At 65.3% G+C, this 18,754-nt stretch carries 20 protein-coding genes; 10 read left to right on the top strand and 10 right to left on the bottom strand.

The window, feature by feature from the left end:
* Nucleotides 1-179: 179 nt before the first annotated feature.
* Nucleotides 180-1,433: a bifunctional 3,4-dihydroxy-2-butanone-4-phosphate synthase/GTP cyclohydrolase II gene (locus ACIBI6_RS05900; protein ID WP_364343326.1), complete on the bottom strand. Its 1,254-nt coding sequence runs from the start codon at nt 1,431-1,433 to the stop codon at nt 180-182.
* Between the two features lie 60 nt (nt 1,434-1,493).
* Entirely contained in the window at nt 1,494-2,126 is a 633-nt protein-coding gene (locus tag ACIBI6_RS05895; RefSeq protein WP_364343329.1) for a helix-turn-helix transcriptional regulator, read from the bottom strand.
* A 100-nt stretch (nt 2,127-2,226) separates the two neighbouring features.
* Between ACIBI6_RS05895 and hemC the strand changes: the two genes are divergently transcribed.
* The gene (gene hemC / locus ACIBI6_RS05890) at nt 2,227-3,156 is read left to right on the top strand and encodes a hydroxymethylbilane synthase (RefSeq protein WP_364343332.1); all 930 of its coding nucleotides are present in this window, start codon (nt 2,227-2,229) and stop codon (nt 3,154-3,156) included.
* Between the two features lie 142 nt (nt 3,157-3,298).
* Here the strand turns inward: hemC and ACIBI6_RS05885 are convergent, their stop codons facing one another.
* Nucleotides 3,299-4,141, bottom strand: a complete 843-nt coding sequence (locus ACIBI6_RS05885) for an IclR family transcriptional regulator (RefSeq protein WP_364343335.1) — start codon at nt 4,139-4,141, stop codon at nt 3,299-3,301.
* Nucleotides 4,142-4,382: 241 nt separating this feature from the next.
* On the opposite strand from ACIBI6_RS05885, the gene ACIBI6_RS05880 reads away from it, so the two are divergent.
* The 5 genes from ACIBI6_RS05880 (at nt 4,383) to ACIBI6_RS05860 (ending at nt 9,275) form a co-directional block, all read left to right on the top strand.
* Complete coding sequence (locus ACIBI6_RS05880; protein ID WP_364343338.1) at nt 4,383-4,859, top strand: flavin reductase family protein; 477 nt, start codon at nt 4,383-4,385, stop codon at nt 4,857-4,859.
* A 115-nt stretch (nt 4,860-4,974) separates the two neighbouring features.
* Nucleotides 4,975-6,108: a Rieske 2Fe-2S domain-containing protein gene (locus tag ACIBI6_RS05875; protein ID WP_364343340.1), complete on the top strand. Its 1,134-nt coding sequence runs from the start codon at nt 4,975-4,977 to the stop codon at nt 6,106-6,108.
* Between the two features lie 235 nt (nt 6,109-6,343).
* Nucleotides 6,344-7,348 (top strand): ferredoxin--NADP reductase, encoded by a 1,005-nt coding sequence (locus tag ACIBI6_RS05870; protein WP_364343343.1) that lies wholly within the window; start codon nt 6,344-6,346, stop codon nt 7,346-7,348.
* A 7-nt stretch (nt 7,349-7,355) separates the two neighbouring features.
* Nucleotides 7,356-8,243, top strand: coding sequence for a VOC family protein (locus ACIBI6_RS05865; protein ID WP_364343346.1), 888 nt, complete (start codon nt 7,356-7,358; stop codon nt 8,241-8,243).
* A gap of 69 nt (nt 8,244-8,312) precedes the next feature.
* Nucleotides 8,313-9,275 (top strand): NAD(P)H-dependent flavin oxidoreductase, encoded by a 963-nt coding sequence (locus tag ACIBI6_RS05860; protein ID WP_396955454.1) that lies wholly within the window; start codon nt 8,313-8,315, stop codon nt 9,273-9,275.
* Here the strand turns inward: ACIBI6_RS05860 and ACIBI6_RS05855 are convergent.
* On the bottom strand, nt 9,272-9,523 hold the full coding sequence (locus ACIBI6_RS05855; RefSeq protein WP_364343352.1) for a three-helix bundle dimerization domain-containing protein: 252 nt from the start codon (nt 9,521-9,523) through the stop codon (nt 9,272-9,274). The genes ACIBI6_RS05860 and ACIBI6_RS05855 overlap by 4 nt on opposite strands.
* 160 nt (nt 9,524-9,683) lie before the next feature.
* On the opposite strand from ACIBI6_RS05855, the gene ACIBI6_RS05850 reads away from it, so the two are divergent.
* From ACIBI6_RS05850 to ACIBI6_RS05840, 3 genes are all read left to right on the top strand, one after another.
* Nucleotides 9,684-10,016: a hypothetical protein gene (locus tag ACIBI6_RS05850; RefSeq protein WP_364343355.1), complete on the top strand. Its 333-nt coding sequence runs from the start codon at nt 9,684-9,686 to the stop codon at nt 10,014-10,016.
* A 44-nt stretch (nt 10,017-10,060) separates the two neighbouring features.
* A complete protein-coding gene (locus ACIBI6_RS05845) occupies nt 10,061-10,537 on the top strand; it encodes a nuclear transport factor 2 family protein (RefSeq protein WP_364343358.1) in 477 nt (158 codons plus the stop codon).
* 78 nt (nt 10,538-10,615) lie between these two features.
* On the top strand, nt 10,616-11,662 hold the full coding sequence (locus ACIBI6_RS05840; RefSeq protein WP_396955453.1) for an aminotransferase class V-fold PLP-dependent enzyme: 1,047 nt from the start codon (nt 10,616-10,618) through the stop codon (nt 11,660-11,662).
* Nucleotides 11,663-11,746: 84 nt separating this feature from the next.
* On the opposite strand, the gene ACIBI6_RS05835 is transcribed toward ACIBI6_RS05840, so the two are convergent.
* Entirely contained in the window at nt 11,747-12,820 is a 1,074-nt protein-coding gene (locus ACIBI6_RS05835) for a diacylglycerol kinase (protein ID WP_364343365.1), read from the bottom strand.
* Nucleotides 12,817-13,611: an SDR family oxidoreductase gene (locus ACIBI6_RS05830; RefSeq protein ID WP_396955452.1), complete on the bottom strand. Its 795-nt coding sequence runs from the start codon at nt 13,609-13,611 to the stop codon at nt 12,817-12,819. Before ACIBI6_RS05830 ends, ACIBI6_RS05835 begins: the two co-directional genes overlap by 4 nt.
* Nucleotides 13,612-13,701: 90 nt before the next feature.
* On the opposite strand from ACIBI6_RS05830, the gene ACIBI6_RS05825 reads away from it, so the two are divergent.
* Nucleotides 13,702-14,568 (top strand): helix-turn-helix domain-containing protein, encoded by an 867-nt coding sequence (locus ACIBI6_RS05825; RefSeq protein WP_396955451.1) that lies wholly within the window; start codon nt 13,702-13,704, stop codon nt 14,566-14,568.
* Between the two features lies 1 nt (nt 14,569).
* Here the strand turns inward: ACIBI6_RS05825 and ACIBI6_RS05820 are convergent, their stop codons facing one another.
* The 4 genes from ACIBI6_RS05820 to ACIBI6_RS05805 form a co-directional block, all read right to left on the bottom strand.
* A complete protein-coding gene (locus ACIBI6_RS05820) occupies nt 14,570-15,532 on the bottom strand; it encodes a TAXI family TRAP transporter solute-binding subunit (protein ID WP_396955605.1) in 963 nt (320 codons plus the stop codon).
* Between the two features lie 29 nt (nt 15,533-15,561).
* Complete coding sequence (locus tag ACIBI6_RS05815) at nt 15,562-17,625, bottom strand: TRAP transporter permease (protein WP_396955450.1); 2,064 nt, start codon at nt 17,623-17,625, stop codon at nt 15,562-15,564.
* 86 nt (nt 17,626-17,711) lie between these two features.
* Nucleotides 17,712-18,128 (bottom strand): nuclear transport factor 2 family protein, encoded by a 417-nt coding sequence (locus ACIBI6_RS05810; protein ID WP_364343380.1) that lies wholly within the window; start codon nt 18,126-18,128, stop codon nt 17,712-17,714.
* A gap of 103 nt (nt 18,129-18,231) precedes the next feature.
* Nucleotides 18,232-18,744: a hypothetical protein gene (locus ACIBI6_RS05805; RefSeq protein ID WP_364343383.1), complete on the bottom strand. Its 513-nt coding sequence runs from the start codon at nt 18,742-18,744 to the stop codon at nt 18,232-18,234.
* Nucleotides 18,745-18,754 lie beyond the last annotated feature (10 nt).

The raw sequence follows: 18,754 nt of genomic DNA, 5'->3' as shown, positions 1-18,754 counted from the left end.
CTGTCCCCGACTTCCGGCTCACCCAACTCGCGGACTCTCCATCCTGACCCCATCAGGAAAGCAGGCCGACCCGCGACGTATGACTCGAACGAAAAATCTCCGTAGTGAAACATGCACGTGTCGGCAATCTCATGGCAAATAGCCAGCATTCGGCGACGAAGATCGGAAAAGATCCGTTACTACGAGGTGGCCCTTGCCGGTTCGGCGTCCACACCCGAGAGTTGATGATCCATCCGGTCGCGCTTGGCGCGCAGGTAGCGGATGTTGTGTTCGGTCGGCGTCGCCTGCAGCGGCAGCCGCCGCACCACCGTGACCCCATACTGTTCGAGGTCCGCCTGTTTGGCGGGGTTGTTGCTGAGCAACCGCACCGACCGGATACCGAGATCGGCGAATACCTGCGCACCCGCCGCATACCTGCGGGCATCGACCGGCAACCCGAGTGCGAGATTCGCTTCAACGGTATCGGCGCCGCGATCCTGTAATTCGTACGCACGCAATTTGTTCAATAATCCGATGCCCCGGCCCTCTTGTCCGCGCAGGTAGACCACCACGCCACTGCCCTCCTCGGCAACGGCACGCAATGCGGCGTCGAGTTGGTCGCCGCAGTCGCAGCGCAGCGAACCGAGGGCGTCACCGGTGAGGCATTCCGAATGCAGCCTCGTCAGCACGGACTCGCCGCCGGGCGCACCGAAAACCAGTGCGAGGGTTTCGGTTCCGGAGATCTCGTCGCAGTAGCCGATGACCCGGAATTCGCCGTACCGGGTCGGCAAGCGGGTCTCCACAACCCTCGTCAGGGTGGGTTCGGCGCGGCGGCGGTAGGCGATCAGATCGGCGATCGAGATGATCGGTAGCCCATGGGTTTCGGCGACGTCGAGCAGTTGCGGCAGCCGGGCCATCGAGCCGTCGTCGTTCACGACCTCGGCGATGACACCTGCCGGGCGCAGCCCGGCCAGCCGAGTCAGGTCGACGGCGGCCTCGGTGTGGCCCGCGCGACCGAGCACACCACTGGGATGTGCGCGCAGCGGGAAGACGTGGCCGGGCCTGGTCAGCTCGTCCGGAGTGGTACGCGGATCCGCCAGCGTGCGCACGGTATGGGCGCGGTCCGCAGCCGAAATCCCGGTCGTCACACCGGAAGCCGCATCCACCGACACCGTGTAAGCGGTGCCCTTGGGGTCCTCGTTGATCGGTGTCATCGGTGGCAGTTGGAGCCGATCCAGGTCTGCGCCGGGCAGCGGCGCGCACAGCACGCCGCTTGTATGCCGGACCATGAAGGCGATGGCTTCGGGCGTCGCCAGTGCGGCGGCGATTACCAGATCGCCCTCGTTCTCCCGATCTTCATCATCTACGACCACGACCATGCCGCCCGCGGCGAGAGCGGCCAGCGCCGTCTCGATCGTGTCCAGCGAACGCTGCTGTGCGAATTCGGTGCGCATATGACTAGTAGAAGTATTTCTATTAGTCATGGCAAGCGCCATCCCGCTCAGTGAGCGGGACTAGGAAGCGCGACGTCCTTTACCCTTCGCGGACTTCTTCGCAGCGGTCTTGGTCGCGAGTCTGTCCACGTCGGCGAGCAGTTCCTCGGCGAAATCGCGTTCGGCCTCGTAATGCCGTATGCACCAGCGCAATACCGCGCCCGGATAGGCCCAATTCGGGTTCTCGTCGGCGCCCTCGGCATCGACCTCGGCCAGTTTGCGCATCCGCTCCGCGTATCCGATGTGCTCGGAGAGAATTTCGCGCAACCGGTCCGGTTCGGCGAGATGGCCCAGCCAGACCCGCAGCATGACGCTGTGTTTGAGTATCGGCGCCTCCACGGGTGCGTGGTTCACCCACTGCGCCGCGGCCGCGCGACCACTCTCGGTGATGGCGTACATGCGCTTACCGCGCACGCCGTCGTCCTGCAGCACGGTGCGCGAGGTCGCGTAACCGTGCTTCTCGAGGCGTTTCAGCTCGGCGTAGATCTGGCTGAACGATGGACTCCAATAGAAGAATTGCAGGCTCCAGTCGGCCCATTTCTTCAGGTCATAGCCGGAGAGTTCATCGGCGTGCGAGAGCATGCCGAGCACGGCCCAACTCGTAGTCGGCAGGTCGGGGACTTCGGCGCTCGCCGCAGACTTCGCTTCGGTCACGATGGGACTATACCGCTTAGGCATATTTCGGGTGCAAAGTCCCGCTCAGTAGGACACGCCCCGGTTATCGGGGCGCGGGCGCCGGGAGTAGTCTCGCCGCATGTCGCGCACGCGCATTATTCGGATCGGCACCCGATCCAGCCCGATGGCCTTGGCTCAGGCCGAACAGGTCGCCGGACTGCTGGCCGGGCTCGGCGTCGAGAGCGAGCTGGTCAAGGTAACCACGGCAGGCGATCGTTGGATGGGCGATCTGTCCAAGCTCGGTGGTAAGGGCGCCTTCGTCAAGGAGATCGATCGGGCACTGCTCGATGACGAGGCCGACCTGGCGGTGCACTGCCTCAAGGACATTCCCGGTGATATTCCGGTGCCGGAAGGACTCGCGTTCGCCGGTTATCTGCCGCGCGAGGATGTGCACGATGCGGTGATCACCCGTACCGGCGCACCGCTCGCCGAACTCCCCGAGGGCACGGTCGTCGGCACAAGCTCGGTGCGCCGGACCGCACAGCTGCGGCTGCACTATCCGCATCTTGCGGTGAAACCGTTGCGCGGCAACGTCAACACCCGATTGGCGCGCCTCGAAGAGGGCCATATCGATGTGCTGATCGCGGCCGTGTCCGGTCTGCACCGCGTCGACCAGGCGCACCGGATCACCGAAACCCTCGACCTGGACACCATGTGCCCGCCGATCGGGGCTGGCGTGATCGCACTGCAGTGCCGCGCCGACGACACCCAACTGCTCGATCTCGGTGCGCGCCTGGACGATCCGGCCACCCATCGTCATGCGGACGCCGAACGCGCAATGCTGCACGCACTGCAAGGCCACTGCAACTCCCCGATCGCCGGACACGCGACGACCGACCCCACCGGTCGACTCACGTTGCACGGCAAGGTCTTCAACCTCGACGGCAGCCAGTGGCTGGACGCCAAACACTGGGGCGTCCCGGAGGACCCGAGCGCCCTCGGCTTCTTCGTCGGCGCGGACCTACTCCGCCAGGGCGCCCGCGCCATCATCGACTCCATCCCCCACTGAGCTTTCTCGGAAGCAGGCAGGCCCCGCGCACAACTTCACACGACGCGCACCAATTTGCCCGGTCAATTCATGCGTGGCGCGCAAAACCGTGCGCGGCAATCCCCGACTCGCCCCGACCACGACGCCACGCAGCAGACTCGAATCACCGCCACCGAGCGTGACGGGGGAAGAGGGCGCGGGCCGCCTCGTGTGCGGCTTCGACCAGCACTCGCGCCAAACGCGCGGTATCCAAGGCCGTTCGGTCCCCGCCGATTTGACCGGATAGCGACAGGGCACCCACCGCTGCGCCGCGCCCGCGAATCGGCACCGCGACGCAGCAGATCCCGGTCACCGACTCCTCGTTGTCCACCGCGATTCCCTGCCGATGCCGGATCCGCGTCAACTCGCGGTGCAGCTCCGCCCGGTCGCAAATGGTGCGTGGCGTCAACTGCGGCAACCGGTCTCGGTAGGAGGTCTCGATAATGCTCGGCTCCAGCGAGGCCAGCAGCGCCTTGCCCAGGGCCGTACTGTGCGCGGGCATCCGGCCGCCGAGGCGAGTCGGAATGCTGGCGGTATAGCGACCACCGGCCTTGTCCAGGTACAGCACCTCGCGTCCGTCGAGCACGCCGAGGTGGCCCACCATGCCGGTCCGCTGACACAGCTCGTGCAGCAGCGGACTCACCGCGTCGCGAATCTCATGATGATCGGCGGCGAGTCCACCGAGTTCCAGCGGACGCAGGCCGAGGCGGTAGCCGCCGGGTGCGTGCGCCAACCAGCGCAGCCGGATCATCTGGTCCAGGATGCGGTGCACCGTGGACCGCGGCAGGCCGGTTCGCTCGGCCAATCCGAGCAGCGTCAGAGTCGGCGTCGAGCCGTCGAAAGCGTCTAGGATCAGCGTCATTCGCTCGATCATCGAAACCGGCGGCTGCGCGGGCCGGGCGGTCGGACGCCCCGGACCCGATAACAGCTCGTCGGATCCCGGACCGGTCAGCACCTCGACCGTCATGGCGCACCTCCATTGTGTAGCCCATACAGCTTAGAAGTATTTCGATTAGGCATGTCCGTTTTCGGCATACCTTCTTGTGTCCCCAATCACAGTGCCGTCAGGCGCACGACGTCGAATCCCGGAAACTACGGAGATCGCTACGGATCTTCTCGGTAGCCGGAACCGGTCATTGACAGCGCACCGCGCGCGCCGCTTACCTTCATGGCGAAACGGAATATTTCTAGTAGAAACTAGGAGCGCCATGGCCGTCGTGCTCGACTTCAAGGCCGTCCTCGGCCGATTCGCCACCGGAGTCACCGCGATCACCGCCCTGGACGGTGCGCAACCCGTCGGGTTCGCCTGCCAGTCCTTCTCCGCACTGTCGCTGGATCCGCCTGCGGTAGCGCTGTTCCCGGCGCGGACCTCCACCACGTGGCCGCGGATCCGCGCGGCGAACAAGTTCTGCGTGAATGTGCTCGCCGCCGATCAGGAGCAGGTGTGCAGACAGCTCGGACGCAGCGGTCCCGACAAATTCGACGGTCTCGACTGGAGCCGCTCCCCCAACGGTTCACCGCTGCTCGACGGATCCATCGCATGGATCGATTGCGAGCTCGGCGGGGAGCTCGACGGCGGCGATCACACCATCGTCATCGGCCATGTCACCGCACTCGGCGCGGGCCGCGATGCCGATCCGCTGCTGTTCTATCGCTCCGGATTCGAGCGCCTCACCACTGCATGAGCGAGCGCAGCGACCGAACAATCAACCCAGTCTCCCGACCAGTGAGACAACACCTTTGCGCGCTCATCGGCGCGCCGAACCATCGAAATGACAGCCCGACGAACGTGGAGGAACAATGACCGACGATCAGGTGCGCGTGATCGACACCGGCGCCCCGCCCACCCGGTATGCCCGTGGTTGGCACTGCGTCGGCCTTGCCGACAGCTTCCGCGACGGCAAACCGCACACCGTCGAAATCTTCGGCACCGAACTGGTCGTCTTCGCGAGCGCGGACGGCACGCTCAATGTGCTCGATGCCTATTGCCGGCATATGGGCGGCAACCTCGGCGACGGCATTATCAAGGGCGATACCATCGCCTGCCCGTTCCACGATTGGCGCTGGCGCGGCAATGGTCGTTGTGCCGCAATCCCTTACGCGCGTCGTGTACCTCCGCTGGCCCGCACCAAATCGTGGATTACATTGGAGCAGAATCGGCAGCTGTTCGTCTGGAACGATCCCGAAGGCAACCCGCCGCCGGCGGATATCACCATCCCCCGCCTCGAGGGCGCGTTCAGTGACCAGTGGAGCGACTGGACCTGGAACCAGATCACCATCGAGGGCGCGAACTGCCGTGAGGTCATCGACAATGTGGTGGATATGGCGCACTTCTTCTACGTGCACTTCGCCTTTCCGACCTACTTCAAAAATGTCTTCGAGGGCAATATCGCCAGTCAGTACATGACCTCGATCGGACGCGCGGATGTGCAGGGCGAATTGGCCAAGGAGGCGGGCGCGGAGAACACGCTGCATTCGGAGGCGCACTACTACGGCCCCTCCTACATGATCGATTACCTCGTCAACGAATCCAGCGGGCAGACGGTCGAATCCGTGCTCATCAACTGCCACTACCCGGTTTCGCCCACCAAATTCGTGCTGCAGTACGGCGCGATCGTGAAGAAGCTGCCCGGCCTGTCGCCGGAAGAGGCCGATGCGATGGCGGTGCGCTTCGCCGATGGTCTCGGGCGCGGTTTCGAGCAGGATGTGGCGATCTGGGAACGCAAGACCCGCATCGATAATCCGCTGCTGTGCGAGGAGGACGGGCCGGTCTATCAGCTGCGGCGCTGGTACGAGCAGTTCTACACCGATATCGCCGAAGTGGAGTCGAAGATGACCGACCGTTTCGAATTCGAGGTCGACACCACGCGTGCGGTCACGGCGTGGGAGGCCGAGGTCGCCGAGAATCTGGCCGCGCAGCGCGCGGACGCCTGAACGGATCTGTAATGGATTGCATCACCTGCCATACCTGCCGAAATCAGGTGTCGGTGGTCAAATTCAGCCCCGCGCACATCAGTGTGCAGTGGAGTTCCGCCGCTCGCGCGGGGTGTGCCGAGTTCACCCACACGGGCGGCGGTCCGGTGCGCGGGTGCGCGGCATTGCGCGACAGTATCGAAAAAGCGGTCACCGCAGGCGAAGTCGGGTTGACTACCCGTGATGGGGATTTGTTGTGAGCGCGGCGGTGACGCTTCGAGTTGTTCGAGTAACCGCCGAAACCCGGGATGCGGTCGCACTGGAGTTGGTCGCCGAACCGGAGCGACCATTTCCCTATCGGCCCGGCCAGTTTCTGACACTGCGGATACCCAGCGAACAAACGGGTTCGGTGGCGCGCTCCTACTCACTGTCCAGTGCGCCGCATGAGGGCCGACTCGAGGTCACCGTCAAGCGGACGGTGGGCGGATACGCATCGAACTGGTTGTGCGACAACGCTGTTCCCGGCATGACGATCGACAGCTTGCCGCCCGCGGGAATTTTCACACCCGATTCACTCGACGCCGATCTGCTGCTGCTGGCTGCGGGCAGTGGGATAACGCCGATGCTGTCCATCCTGAAATCGGTACTAGCGCAGGGCGCTGGACGGTGCACGCTGATCTACGCCAATCGCGACGAGGAATCGGTGATCTTCGCAGGTGAACTGAAGTCATTGACCGCCGAGCACCCGAACCGGCTCGTTGTGCTGCATTGGTTGGAGGCTGTTCAGGGCTTACCGTCGGTGCCCACACTGACCACCCTGATCACACCGTGGATCAGTCGCGAGCTATTCATCTGCGGCCCCGCGCCTTTCATGGATGCTGTCGTCACAGCCGCCGACAACCTGGGCATATCCCGGGTGCACGTCGAGAAATTCGTCTCGATCTGCGGTGATCCCTTCGCCGAAACCGAGGTCGAGGACACCGACGACGCTGCCCTGGTCGAAATCGAGCTCGACGGCGCCACAAGAGAATTCGCCTGGCCGCGCAATACCGTACTACTCGACGTGCTGCTAGCGCGCGGGATGGCAGCTCCGTACTCCTGTCGCGAAGGCGCCTGCAGCGCCTGTGTCTGTCGTGTCGTCGAGGGTGAAGTGAAGTTGCTGAGTAACGAAGTTCTGGCACGCGAAGACCTGGCCGACGGTTATGTACTGGCCTGCCAGGCGGTGCCGGTCACTGATGCGGTCCGGGTCACCTATGAATGAGGAGAATATGGCAATCATCAGCTCGCTCGGTTATGTGCGGGTGGCGGTCAGCGATCCGGGCGCCTGGCGCACCTTCGCTTTCGATGTGATCGGTTTCGCCGAGGGCGCGGGTCCGGATCCGGACGCCATCTATCTGCGCATGGATGAGCACGTCGCACGATTGGTCCTGGTGCCCGGCGACACCGATCAGGTGCTCGCCATCGGCTGGGAGGTCCGCGACCATCGCGCGCTCGCCGCGGCACGCGAAGCTGTGGAGAAGGCCGGAATCGAGGTCACCGCGCTAACCGTGACGGAGGCAGATGCCCGCAGCGTAGAGGCGGCATTCACCTTCCGCGATCCCGCGGGCACCAGCGTCGAAATCTTCCACGGCCCGGTCCTGGACCATAGCCCGGTCGTCGGCGAATACGGAAACCGTTTCGTCACTACGGGACTCGGCCTCGGCCACGCGGTGCTGCCGGTCCCCGATCTCGACGGGGCCTTCCATTTCTATACCGACGTGCTCGGATTCCTGCCGCGCGGTGCGTTCCGGCTCCCCGCACCGCCCGAATACGGTCCGGTGCGCATCCGCTTCCTCGGCGTGAATCAGCGCCACCACAGCCTGGCGCTGATCCCCTCCGGCGGTAAGGCGGGCTCGGGGCTGGTGCACGTCATGGTCGAGGTCGACAGTCTCGACGATGTCGGCCGCGCACTCGATCGGGTGAACAAGGCCGGTTATCACCTGTCCTCGACGCTGGGCCGCCATACCAACGACAAGATGATCTCCTTCTATGTCCGCACCCCCGGTGGCTGGGATCTCGAATTCGGCACTGAGGGCGTGCTGGTCGACGAGAACACCTATACCGCGGAGGAAATGACCGCCGATAGCTATTGGGGTCACGACTGGAATCGAGACTGACAAGCACATGCGACGACTCGCGGCCTGAAACCCCTGACTATCGTCGATAACGACGGAAGGGGTTTGGCGATGGCATTGCGCACCGAGTTCACCGACCTGCTCGACATCGAGCATCCCGTAGTCCTCGCACCGATGGGTGGCGTCGCGGGCGGCGAACTGGCCGCAGCGGTCTCCGAGGCCGGTGGACTCGGCCTCATCGGTGGCGGCGGCGGGGATGAGAAGCTGCTGGATCAGGAATGTGCGTTGCTTACCGCTCGCACCGAAAAGCCTTGGGGCATCGGCTTGTTGAGCTGGGCCATCGATATCGATACGGTGCGCAGGACGGTGCAGCGCCGACCGCATGCGATCCTGCTGTCGTTCGGCGATCCCACTCCGTTTGCCGCCGTGGTCCGGGAATCCGGGATTCCGCTGCTGGTCCAGGTCACCACCACCGACGAGGCAGCGCGTGCCCTGGAGGCCGGGGCCGATGTGCTGATCGCCCAGGGTGCGGAGGCGGGCGGGCACGGCGGTGGGCGTGCGACGCTGCCCTTCGTACCCGCGGTCGTTGATCTGGCAGCGGGTACGCCGGTGCTGGCCGCAGGTGGGATAGCCGATGGACGCGGACTCGCGGCCGCACTCGTACTCGGTGCGGCGGGCGCGCTGATCGGCACTCGCTTCGAGGCGACACACGAATCCCTGCTCTCGGCCGAAGAGGCCAAGGCCATCATCGCCGCACGTGGCGGCGATACCGAACGCAATCGCATTATCGATATCGCTCGCGAATCCCCGTGGCCCGCCGAATACACCGCACGCACACTGCGCAACCGTTTCCTCGACGAATGGGCCGGACGGGAGGCCGAACTCGCGGCTGATCCCCTTGCCCGGCAACGCTATCGGGCGGCTGCCGAGCAGGCCGATCTCGACTGTGCGCCGATCTGGGCGGGTGAGAATGTCGACCTCATCGACAGTCTCGAATCCGCCGCTGATCTGGTGCGGCGTATCAGCACCGACGCCGAACAGGTCTTGCGGCGAGCGGCGGCGCAATGCGACTAGTCCGCGTGTTCCTCGGTCGAGGCGCGGAGCAGTTCACGGGTGTAGCGCTCGGCGAGTAGGGGCAGGAAGTTGTCGATGGTGGCGTGGTCCGCGAGGTAGTCATAAGCGGAGTACAGCCATCGTTCGATGGCTTCGTCGCGGGTGCTTTCGAATTCGCGTTCCAGGCGGCGCGCGGCGGCCCTCAGTGCGAACTGTTGATCGAGGGACGGTTCGTGGAGGGGCGGGTGCGTAACTGGACCTTCGGTCATTGCGGACTCCTGGTCGGGGACTTCCAGTGCGAGGACGGCGGTCGAAAGCCGTGTCCAGTCGATCGAGTACCCGATGCGTCGGCGACGAACACCCGGGACTTTGGACGCACCCGGGACTACCCTTTCGATATATGCCAACAGACTTACGAAGGTGGCCGGAATGAGCGAGAACCTGCTCTGGGTGCCCGATGCGTGCACATTGCCCACGACCGAGCAGCCGTTGCGCGTGGCCGAATTCACCGATCTCTTCGCGGCCGCACTGCGTCGAATCGAACGCATCGCGCCGACCCGCCTACGGCTGGAACTGGCCGCAGCCCACGAAGACACAGCTCGCGACCTCGCCGCCCGCGAGAGCTCCTGTTGCGGATTCTTCGACTTCAGCTTCGTCGCCGCGGCCCCTGATGCGATTGCGATGGATATCGAGGTACCCGCCAGCCGGATCGCCGTACTCGACGCGTTGGCGAATCATGCCGCCGAAGCCCGAGCAAAGTAGAACAGGTTCTTGTCTGAGGGCTCGGTAAATGCCAAGCTGAACGGATGGATCTCGCCGCCATCGAAGCCGTCCGCCAGCTCAAGTACCGCTATTTCCGGACCCTCGATCTCAAACAATGGGACGACTTCGGGGATACCCTCGCCGTCGACGTCGCCGGTCGCTACGGCACCCACGCCCTCGGTGAACCGCTCACCCTCGACGGCCGCGACGCTGTCACCGCATTCATGCGCGAGAACCTCGGCCCCTCCGTGGTCACGACCCATATCGCGAACCATCCGGAGATCACCGTGGACGGCGATACCGCAACGGGCTCATGGGCTTTCGAGGACACCGTGATCGCCACCGAATACGGCATCCTCATCCGCGGTGCGGGCTATTACTCCGACACCTACCGACTCGATCCGGACGGCCACTGGCGCATCACCTCGACCAGTTACCAGCGCATCTACGAATCGATGCAGGCCCTCGCCGACACCCCCAGCTACCAGCTGCTGACCAACATGTGGGCGACACAGAAATAGCAGAGCGCGGCGGATTTGAGGCCACTATCTTCCCGGTGGCACTCGACTCGAGCCACAGCGGCGGCGGAGGGTGGGAGCATGTCTTCCCTTGCGCCCGCCGAATTCACGATCGAGACCGCCTACCTGAACACCGCTTCCCACGGGTTGCCGGCCGCGCGAACGTTGGCGGCATTGCAGGAGTTCAACACGCTCTGGGCGGCCGGCCGTGCGGCACCGACGACGCGGGACTATCTGGTACCCGAATTGCGGGCCGGATTCGCGCGACTACTCCCGGGTGCCTCGGCCGACGATATCGCGCTGGGCGGTACCGTGGCCGCGTTGATCGCGCCGGTGGTCGCCGCGCTGCCGCCGGGAGCAGAGGTATTGCTCGCGGAAGGCGAATTCTCCTCTGTCTCCATGCCATTCGTACACCGTGGCGATCTGAATGTCCGGTTCGTGCCGTTGGAGCGTATCGCCGACGAGGTCCGGCCCGAGACAGCGTTGGTAGCGGTCAGCGTTGTCCAGTCGAAGGACGGTCGAGCCGTCGATCTGCCGATGCTGCGCGCGGCAACTCTTTCGCATAATGCCCGACTGCTCGCCGATGCCACCCAGGCCGCCGGTTGGGTGCCACTGCGTTTCGTCGATGCCGACTACTGGGTATGCGCGACATTCAAGTGGCTGATCGGCGCGCGCAGCGTGGCCTTCTTCGCCGCACCGCCGGAAGCGGCCGCGCAGCTGCGCCCGATCAGTCCCGGCTGGTACGCGGCGGCCGACCGCTGGGCCGAGCTGTACGAGCCGATCGCGCTGCCGATCACCGCCCGGCGTTTCGATTCGACACCGGACTGGCTCGGCGTCATTGTCGCACTATCGGCGCTGTCGTTGATCGAAGAGCTGACCGTCGACAAGATCGGCGCGCACAATCGCGAACTCGCCGCACAATTCCGAACCGGTTTGGCGGAGTTGGGTTTTCAGTCCGTGCCCGCCGATTCGGCGATTGTCGCCGTATCGGGTGCGGGCGATGCGGCAGCGCGTCTGGAAGAGGCAGGCGTACTCACCTCCGCGCGAGGCGGCGGCCTCCGCTTCTCGTTCCACCTGTACAACAGCGCCGCCGACGTCGACCGCGCCCTCTCCGCCCTCGCTCAGTAACACGCCCAGGCAGCCCGGTAACAACCAGCCCTCGGGGATTCGCTACCCGAAGGTGTCCCACCTCAGGTGCGAATCCCCGAGGAACTACGCCGGGCGAGTGGCGGGTGCGGTGATGAGTGGGAGATCGAGGGCGGTAAGGATGCCCGCTGGGGCCTGCACCACGGCCGGGACGGCATTGACGATGCGCATGGCGGTCGCCAGGAGGGTGGCGTGGTTGTGGTCGCCATTGCGACTCGAGGTGACCAGGTCCATCGCGTAACTCGGCTCGCCGGTGATCTCGACGCGGTAGGAGCCCTCGTGGTGTGCGGGTTGTGGCCAGTCCGGGCACAAGTCGGGGCGTAGCCGCGTGACATGCTCGAGAACCGTCACGGGCTGGTCGCCGACCATGCCGCGGACCTCGAAACGCAGTGCGGCAGCGGTACCTTCGGCAATGTGGCCGGTGGCGATGTCGAAGGATTCGGGGGCGGGGATGCGCTCGTAGGTCTGGGTGACGGCGTCGAGGGTGACACCGATTCCCGCCGCCAGCTGGCGCACGGTGCCGCCCCACGCGAGCGATAGCACCCCAGGCTGCAACAGCATCGGGATCTCGTCCAGCGGTTTGCCGAACCCCATGATGTCGAACATGACCTCGCGGTTGTCGTAGCTGGCGTAGTCGACGATCTCCAGACACCGCAGTTGATCGATGCGCAGGCAGGTGCCCGCGAGCGCGAGCGGCAGCAGATCATTGGCGAAACCGGGATCGATGCCATTGACCCACAGCGACGAATTCCCTTGTGCCGCGGCCTCTTGGATCGGCTTCAGCAGTTCGTCTGGCAGCACGCCGTACGGGTACTGGAAGAACACCGGCGCGCACGCCACCACATTGATGCCCGCGCTCAGCAGTCTGCGCAGATCCTCAACAGCCTCCAGCAGGCGATTGTCGGTCATCGAGCAGTAGACGACACAGTCGGGTTTCGCGGCCAGGATCGCCTCGGCATCCGTCGTCGCGGTCACACCGACCGAATGCTCCAATCCGGCAATGGTTCCCGCATCGAGCCCGTCCTTCTTCGGACCCGACACCCACACCCCGACCAGCTCGAGATCCGGATTCGCGATGACACCCGCCAGCGCATGTGCGCCGACATTCCCGGTGCCCCATTGGACTACGCGGTAGCTCATGACAGATCCGGAAGAGGAAGGTCGAGATTGGGGGCGATCAGACCACCGTCGGGTTCGAGTACCTTGCCCGTGACGTACTTTCCGGCGGGCGACACCAAATACAGTGCGGCGGCGGCAATGTCCTCGGGCTCACCGATGCGATGCAGCGGCGTCTTGGCCTCCAGCTCGGTGCGCATCGCGTCATTGCCCGCCACGATCTCCAACGCCGAAGTCAGAATCGACCCTGGCGCAATGGCATTCACCCGAATGCGCGGATTCAGATCCATCGCCGCCAACCGGGTGTAGTGCGCCAGCGCCGCTTTCGCCGTTCCGTAGGCGACGAAGGCGCGGCCGGGCAGCCGCCCCATGGTCGAGGTGATATTGAGGATCGAACCGCCACCGGCGGTTTCGAGTATCTTCGGCACCGCCGACCGGACCAGCGCGTGCGCATTGGTGACGTTGAAGTTGAACGCCTCCACCAGCGCGTCCGGCGTGGTATCGAGCAGCGGGCACGGCAGCGCACCGCCGACATTGTTGACCACGATATCGAGCCGCCCGAAGCGTTCGACTGCCGCAGCGGCCAGCCCGGCGGTCGCCTCGATATCGCTGAGATCGGCGGGCACCACGTGGGCCTGGCGACCCACCGCCGCCACCTGCTCGGCGACCTCATCCAGCTGACTCTTGGTGCGGGATGCGATGACGACGTCCGCGCCCGCCTCCGCGAAGGCCACCGCGATCGCCGCTCCGAGGCCGCGCCCCGCGCCGGTGACAACGGCGACCTGTCCGTCGATTCGGAATCTGTCCAGGATCATGCGCGCTCCAACTGTCGAATATTCGACGGCTACTTGTCGTAATATTCGTCATCGTAGAGCTGTCCTGTTGAACCGCACAAGGGGTTGCAAATGTCCGACCGGTCCCCCTCCCCGCCGACCCGCCGGGTCATCGATATCGTGTCGCTGCTCGCCGCGACACCGGAGCCGATCAGCGTCGCGGGCATCGCGGACCGGCTCGATATCGCCCGCGCGACCGCAACAGCGATTTTGGCCGAACTGGATTCGGCGGGCTGGGTTCGACGCGATTCGAGCCGCGGATACAGGCTCGGTCCGAGACTGGCGAATCTGCACGGCCCCGCCCTGCCGCACGCACTCGGCGATATCCTCGCCGAACTCACCGCCCGAACCGGCTACGGCGCGACATTGAGTCGCATAGAGCCCGATCACCTCACGGTGCTCGAGGTGCGCCACGGACCCGAACGCGTCGTCCCCGGCATCCCCGTCGGCCATCGCATCCCGATGCAGTTTCCGGCCGGGGCGAGCGTGATGCCGTGGCGTTCGGCGGCCGAGCAGAACACCTGGCTGGCCACCGCACCCGACTCCGACCGCCGCATCGCCAGCGGACTGCTCACCCTCGTGCGCGATCGTGGCGTTGCGCTGTTCCGTCCACGCACCGACGATGCGGGCACAGTCGAACTCCTCGCCGACCTACTGAGTGCGATGGGGACCGAACTCGTACAACCGCACCTGCGCACGCGGGCCCTACGCCGCCTCGCATTTCTCACCTCGCGGCCATTCACCAAGGCCGAACTCGACTCCGATGCCGAACTCCCGCTGAGTTACCTCGCCGCACCGGTTTTCGATGCGAAAGGTACGGCAGCGTATGAAGTCCAATCGGGGCCGCTGCGGGCATCGACCACCAAATCCGAGCGCGACGAATTCATATCCGCCACAGTCGATATCGCGCGGTCGTTAACGGAAGCATTGGCATCATGAGCTATTTCGTCAAGGCGTACGCCGCACCGCGATGCAAGGGCACCGGAGCCGTAATCGTCGCGGAATCGCGGCTGATCCCTTTCGCAGCCGAATTGGCCTGCTCCAGTTGGGGTTTGCGATCGAACAGCGTCCTGGTCAGGACGCACGCCAGATTCGCGTCCAGATCATCGCGCACCAGCAACAGATTCGGCACGACAATGGTCTTCACATCGGCGGACAGCCCGTAGACGGTGGCCGGAATCGTGCCCTCCTCGTAGACCGAATTCACCGCGTGCATACTGCCGGTGAGTTCGGGGATATCGAGGAAACGCACCTTGCCGTTGGCGGAGGTCAATAGATCGGTGATACCGGGTGTCGGCAGGCCGCCGGAGAAGAACATGGCGTCGATGGAGCCGTCCTTCATACCGTCCACCGTCTTGGTGAGATCCAAGCGCTGGGCCTCGATATCGTTGTCCGGGTTCAAGCCCGCGGCCTGCAGTATCCGCTGGGCGATTACCTCGGTGCCGGACTTCGGCGAGCCGGTGGAGACCCGCTTACCGCGCAGATCCGCGACCGATTCGATATCGGCGCCGGTGCGCACGATCACCTGGGTGTAATTCGGGTAGAGCCGCGAAAGTGCCTGCACCGGTTGCTTTTTCCCGTCAAAGCCAGCATTGCCGAGCACCGCGTCGGCGGCGGTATCGGCGAGGGAGAATGCGACCTGATAGGTGCCTGCCACCAATTGCTGGATATTCTGCACCGACGCACCGGTTTCGGCCGCGGTCGCCTTCACCTTGCCGCCGGTGGCCTGCGAAATCTGGTCGGCGTAGGCATTGCCGAGGGCGAAGTACACGCCGGTCGAATTGCCCGTCGCGATGCCGACGCGGGTGTCGGTGTCGACCTCGCAGGTGACCTCCCCGCCGGTGTCGGACTGCGGTGTGTCGCGGCGGCCCCCACATCCGGTCAGCAATCCGGCCGACACCATGGCGACGGCGAGTCCTATGGCAACTCTTCTCAAGTCGTCCTCCTTCGTGAGAGCAGCGTTACCCCGACGGCCGCGGTCAGCGCGGCCAGACCAACGACGAGCGCGCCGGGTTCCAGGTACAGCAGCGCCAGTCCGGCCACCGCGGCGAGCAGCCGGGCCGGGAGTCCGGCCGGGCCGATGCCGAGGATCCAGCCGCCGGTCGCGGCGGCTAGCGCCGCGACGCCGACCCCGGCCACGATCGTCGTCCACAGCACACCGAGCACGGGCCCGTGCCCGAGCAGATACTCGCCGGGGCCGCTGAGCACGAACACGATCGGTACCAGGAAGGCGGGCAGCGCGTACTTCAATGCCTGCCACATGGTCGGCACCGCGCGCGCACCGGTGATGGCCGCCGCGCCCACCGCGGCCAGCGCCGTCGGTGGCGTCACCTCCGACAGCACCGAGTAGTAGAAGACGAACATCGCTGAGGCGGGCGGGGATACATCGAGCGCGAGCAGGGCGGGACCGATGATCGCCCAGCCGATGATGAACGACGCGGTCACCGGAACCGCGAGCCCGAGCAGCGCGAGTGCGAGCGCGGCGAGCACCACGGTGCACGCCAACACCACGGTGTGGTTGTCCGACAATGCCTTTCCCGCACTCACCAGCAGTGATGCCAGCTGCGCGCCGAGGCCCGTTTTGGTGGCGATGGCGGTGATCACCCCCGCCGATGTGCACACCGCGACCACCGGCAGCGCCGAACGCACACCGCTGCCGATCATTTGGAAGATCCGTCGCGGTGATCGAGCCTCGGCGCGAATGCGCGAATCGACGAAGGCGAGCACGAAAGCCAGTGCGGTGGCGTACACCACGGCGCGCGCGGCACTCAGGCCGATCAGCAGCAGCACCACGATCGCGATCAAAGACAGGAAGTGGTAACCGAATCGGGCCAGCAGCCGCCACACCGAGGTGGTGCTCATCTCCACCGACTCGGCACCGAGCCGGCGCGCATCGATCTCCACCGCGAGCAGAATTCCCAAGTAGTACAGCAGCGTCGGGATCATTGCCCACCCGAGCACCGTCACATAGGAGACATCGAGATATTCGGCGACGATGAAGGCGGCGACACCGAGCGTCGGCGGTGACAGGATCGCACCGACACCTGCCGCGGCAAGCACACCGGCCGCCTGTTCGGGCGGATATCCGGCGCGACGCAGGATCGGCCAGGTGACCGCGCCGACCGTCACCGCGGTCGCGGTGCCCGATCCGGAGACGGTGCCCAGCAGGAATCCCGATGCCACGGTGGTGCGTCCGGCCGCGCCGCGCGAGCGCCGGAATGCCGCGACCGACAGATCGACGAAGAACTGTGCCGCACCGGAGAATTCGAGTACGGCGCCGTAGAGGGTGAACAGCACGATGTAGCTGGCCGCGACATCCAGTGGCGTGCCGTAGAACCCGCTACCGGAGTTGTAGAGCGCATCGATGATCTGTCCGAAGTCGAGTCCGGCATGCGCGATGGTCCATTGCTGTGGCAGGTACCCGCCGTAGTAGCCGTAGGCGAGGAACGCCATGCACACCGCGGGCAACATCCAGCCAGTGGTGCGCCGACAGGCCTCGAGCACCAAGACCAACAGCACCGTGCCCATGGCGGTGTCGACCGGATCGAATAGACCCTGCCGATCCAGGAATGCGTTGTATCCGCCCCCGCCGGACCCGATCGCCATCGGCAGCACCGGATACAGGCACACCATGAGCGCGACCACCGCCAGCAACCAGTCGAGCCGACCAGGACCATTCCATCGATCGAACCATCGCAGCCCGGACCGATAGGCCAGGAACACCACCGGCAATGTCCCGGCGAGGAAGATCACCAGGTAGTACTGGCTCCCCTGCGCCAGCGGCCGAAAGACCTGCCACAGCACCAGCAACGCGACCGCGAACGCGACCGTCGCCAGCACCCACTCGGCCCATCCGCGCAATATCCGCGCGGGCTTCTCCTCGTCGTCGACCTCGATCTTGCCCGGCCCTGCCCGGTCCAGACCGCCCCGGGGCCGCACGGCGTGGCGGTCGGCGGGAGGCTCGGCTGCTAGATGAGCGTCCCGCATGTCCGACATTGCGCGACCATATCAACGCACGACCGTCCGTATACGGCTAACAAACATGTAGCCGAGAAAAGTAGAAAAGCGGTCGGTTTGTCGCCCTAAGTCGACCTGGTCGCCCGACCACCCAGCGGCACCTTGTGCGCGATCAACCGGCGATACGAGATGCGCCAGCCGGTTGCTCCGCGCACGACCGTATCGTCGTATTCGATGCTTCCGCTGGTCCCATCGGCATAGATCCCGATCCCCTTCGACCGCACCCGAACCGCACCGCCCACCTCGGCGATGACCACGTTCGTAATGTGATGCCCGACCGGATTTCCATTGCCGAGGGCGACCGCGGCCTCCTGCAGCGCCGGAATTCCGCGTAGCTCACCGGCCCCGAAATCACTGAGGTCGTAGATGATTTCAGCGGTGAACAGCTCATCCATCCGATCGAGCTCACCCGCATCCATCAGATGACCGTGCAGCGCGATCAGATCACCGATCTCGAACCGATCCTGCGCCGATAACGCCATGTAAGCCTCCTGCCGCCCCACTTTCCTGCCGAAGATGAGGCCTGGTCCGGTTATCCGCGACTGTAACGGACGAGTGATCGCTTACGCCGCTGCTTTATCCGGGCTATGCGGGTGTGGCGGTCCGTGCCGATGGGCGGCGCTTCATGATCCAGCGCAGGAAATTGACCCATGGGGACGGGCGGGCCGGGGTGACGGGCGGGTGGCCGAGGGAGACCGCGGTTCGGTCGAGTAGTGCCTCGATCATCGCGTCGTGGATCCAGCGGATGGCCAGGGGCCACAGCAGGTAGCCGATACCGCGCAGGCGGCAGTCGATCTCGTGGCGCAGGATGCTGCTGTCCGGCCACCGGCCGTCCAACACGTCGAGGCTGTGCGTGCCGACCAGGAAGGATCCGGGCGCGAGGGTGAACTCGATGCGGCGGCCCGGTATCCACTCGGTACAGCGATACCGGATGACTCCGTGTCCACCGTCGGCACCCACCCCGAGTGGCCGGTCGAGGACCAGCGCGGGCCAGCCGGGCGGCCACACCGGACTGTCCGGCTCGGCGGCCCTGGCGAGCAATGCGCCGAGCTGATCCGTAGGCACCGGGTATTCCCGCTGGTGGACATTTCGCACCATGCCCCAACCT

The organism is Nocardia sp. NPDC050412 (assembly GCF_044458825.1).
Taxonomy (GTDB): Bacteria; Actinomycetota; Actinomycetes; order Mycobacteriales; family Mycobacteriaceae; genus Nocardia.
The sequence above is the reverse complement of the archived record's forward strand: the minus strand, read 5'-3'. Positions and strand labels throughout refer to the sequence as shown.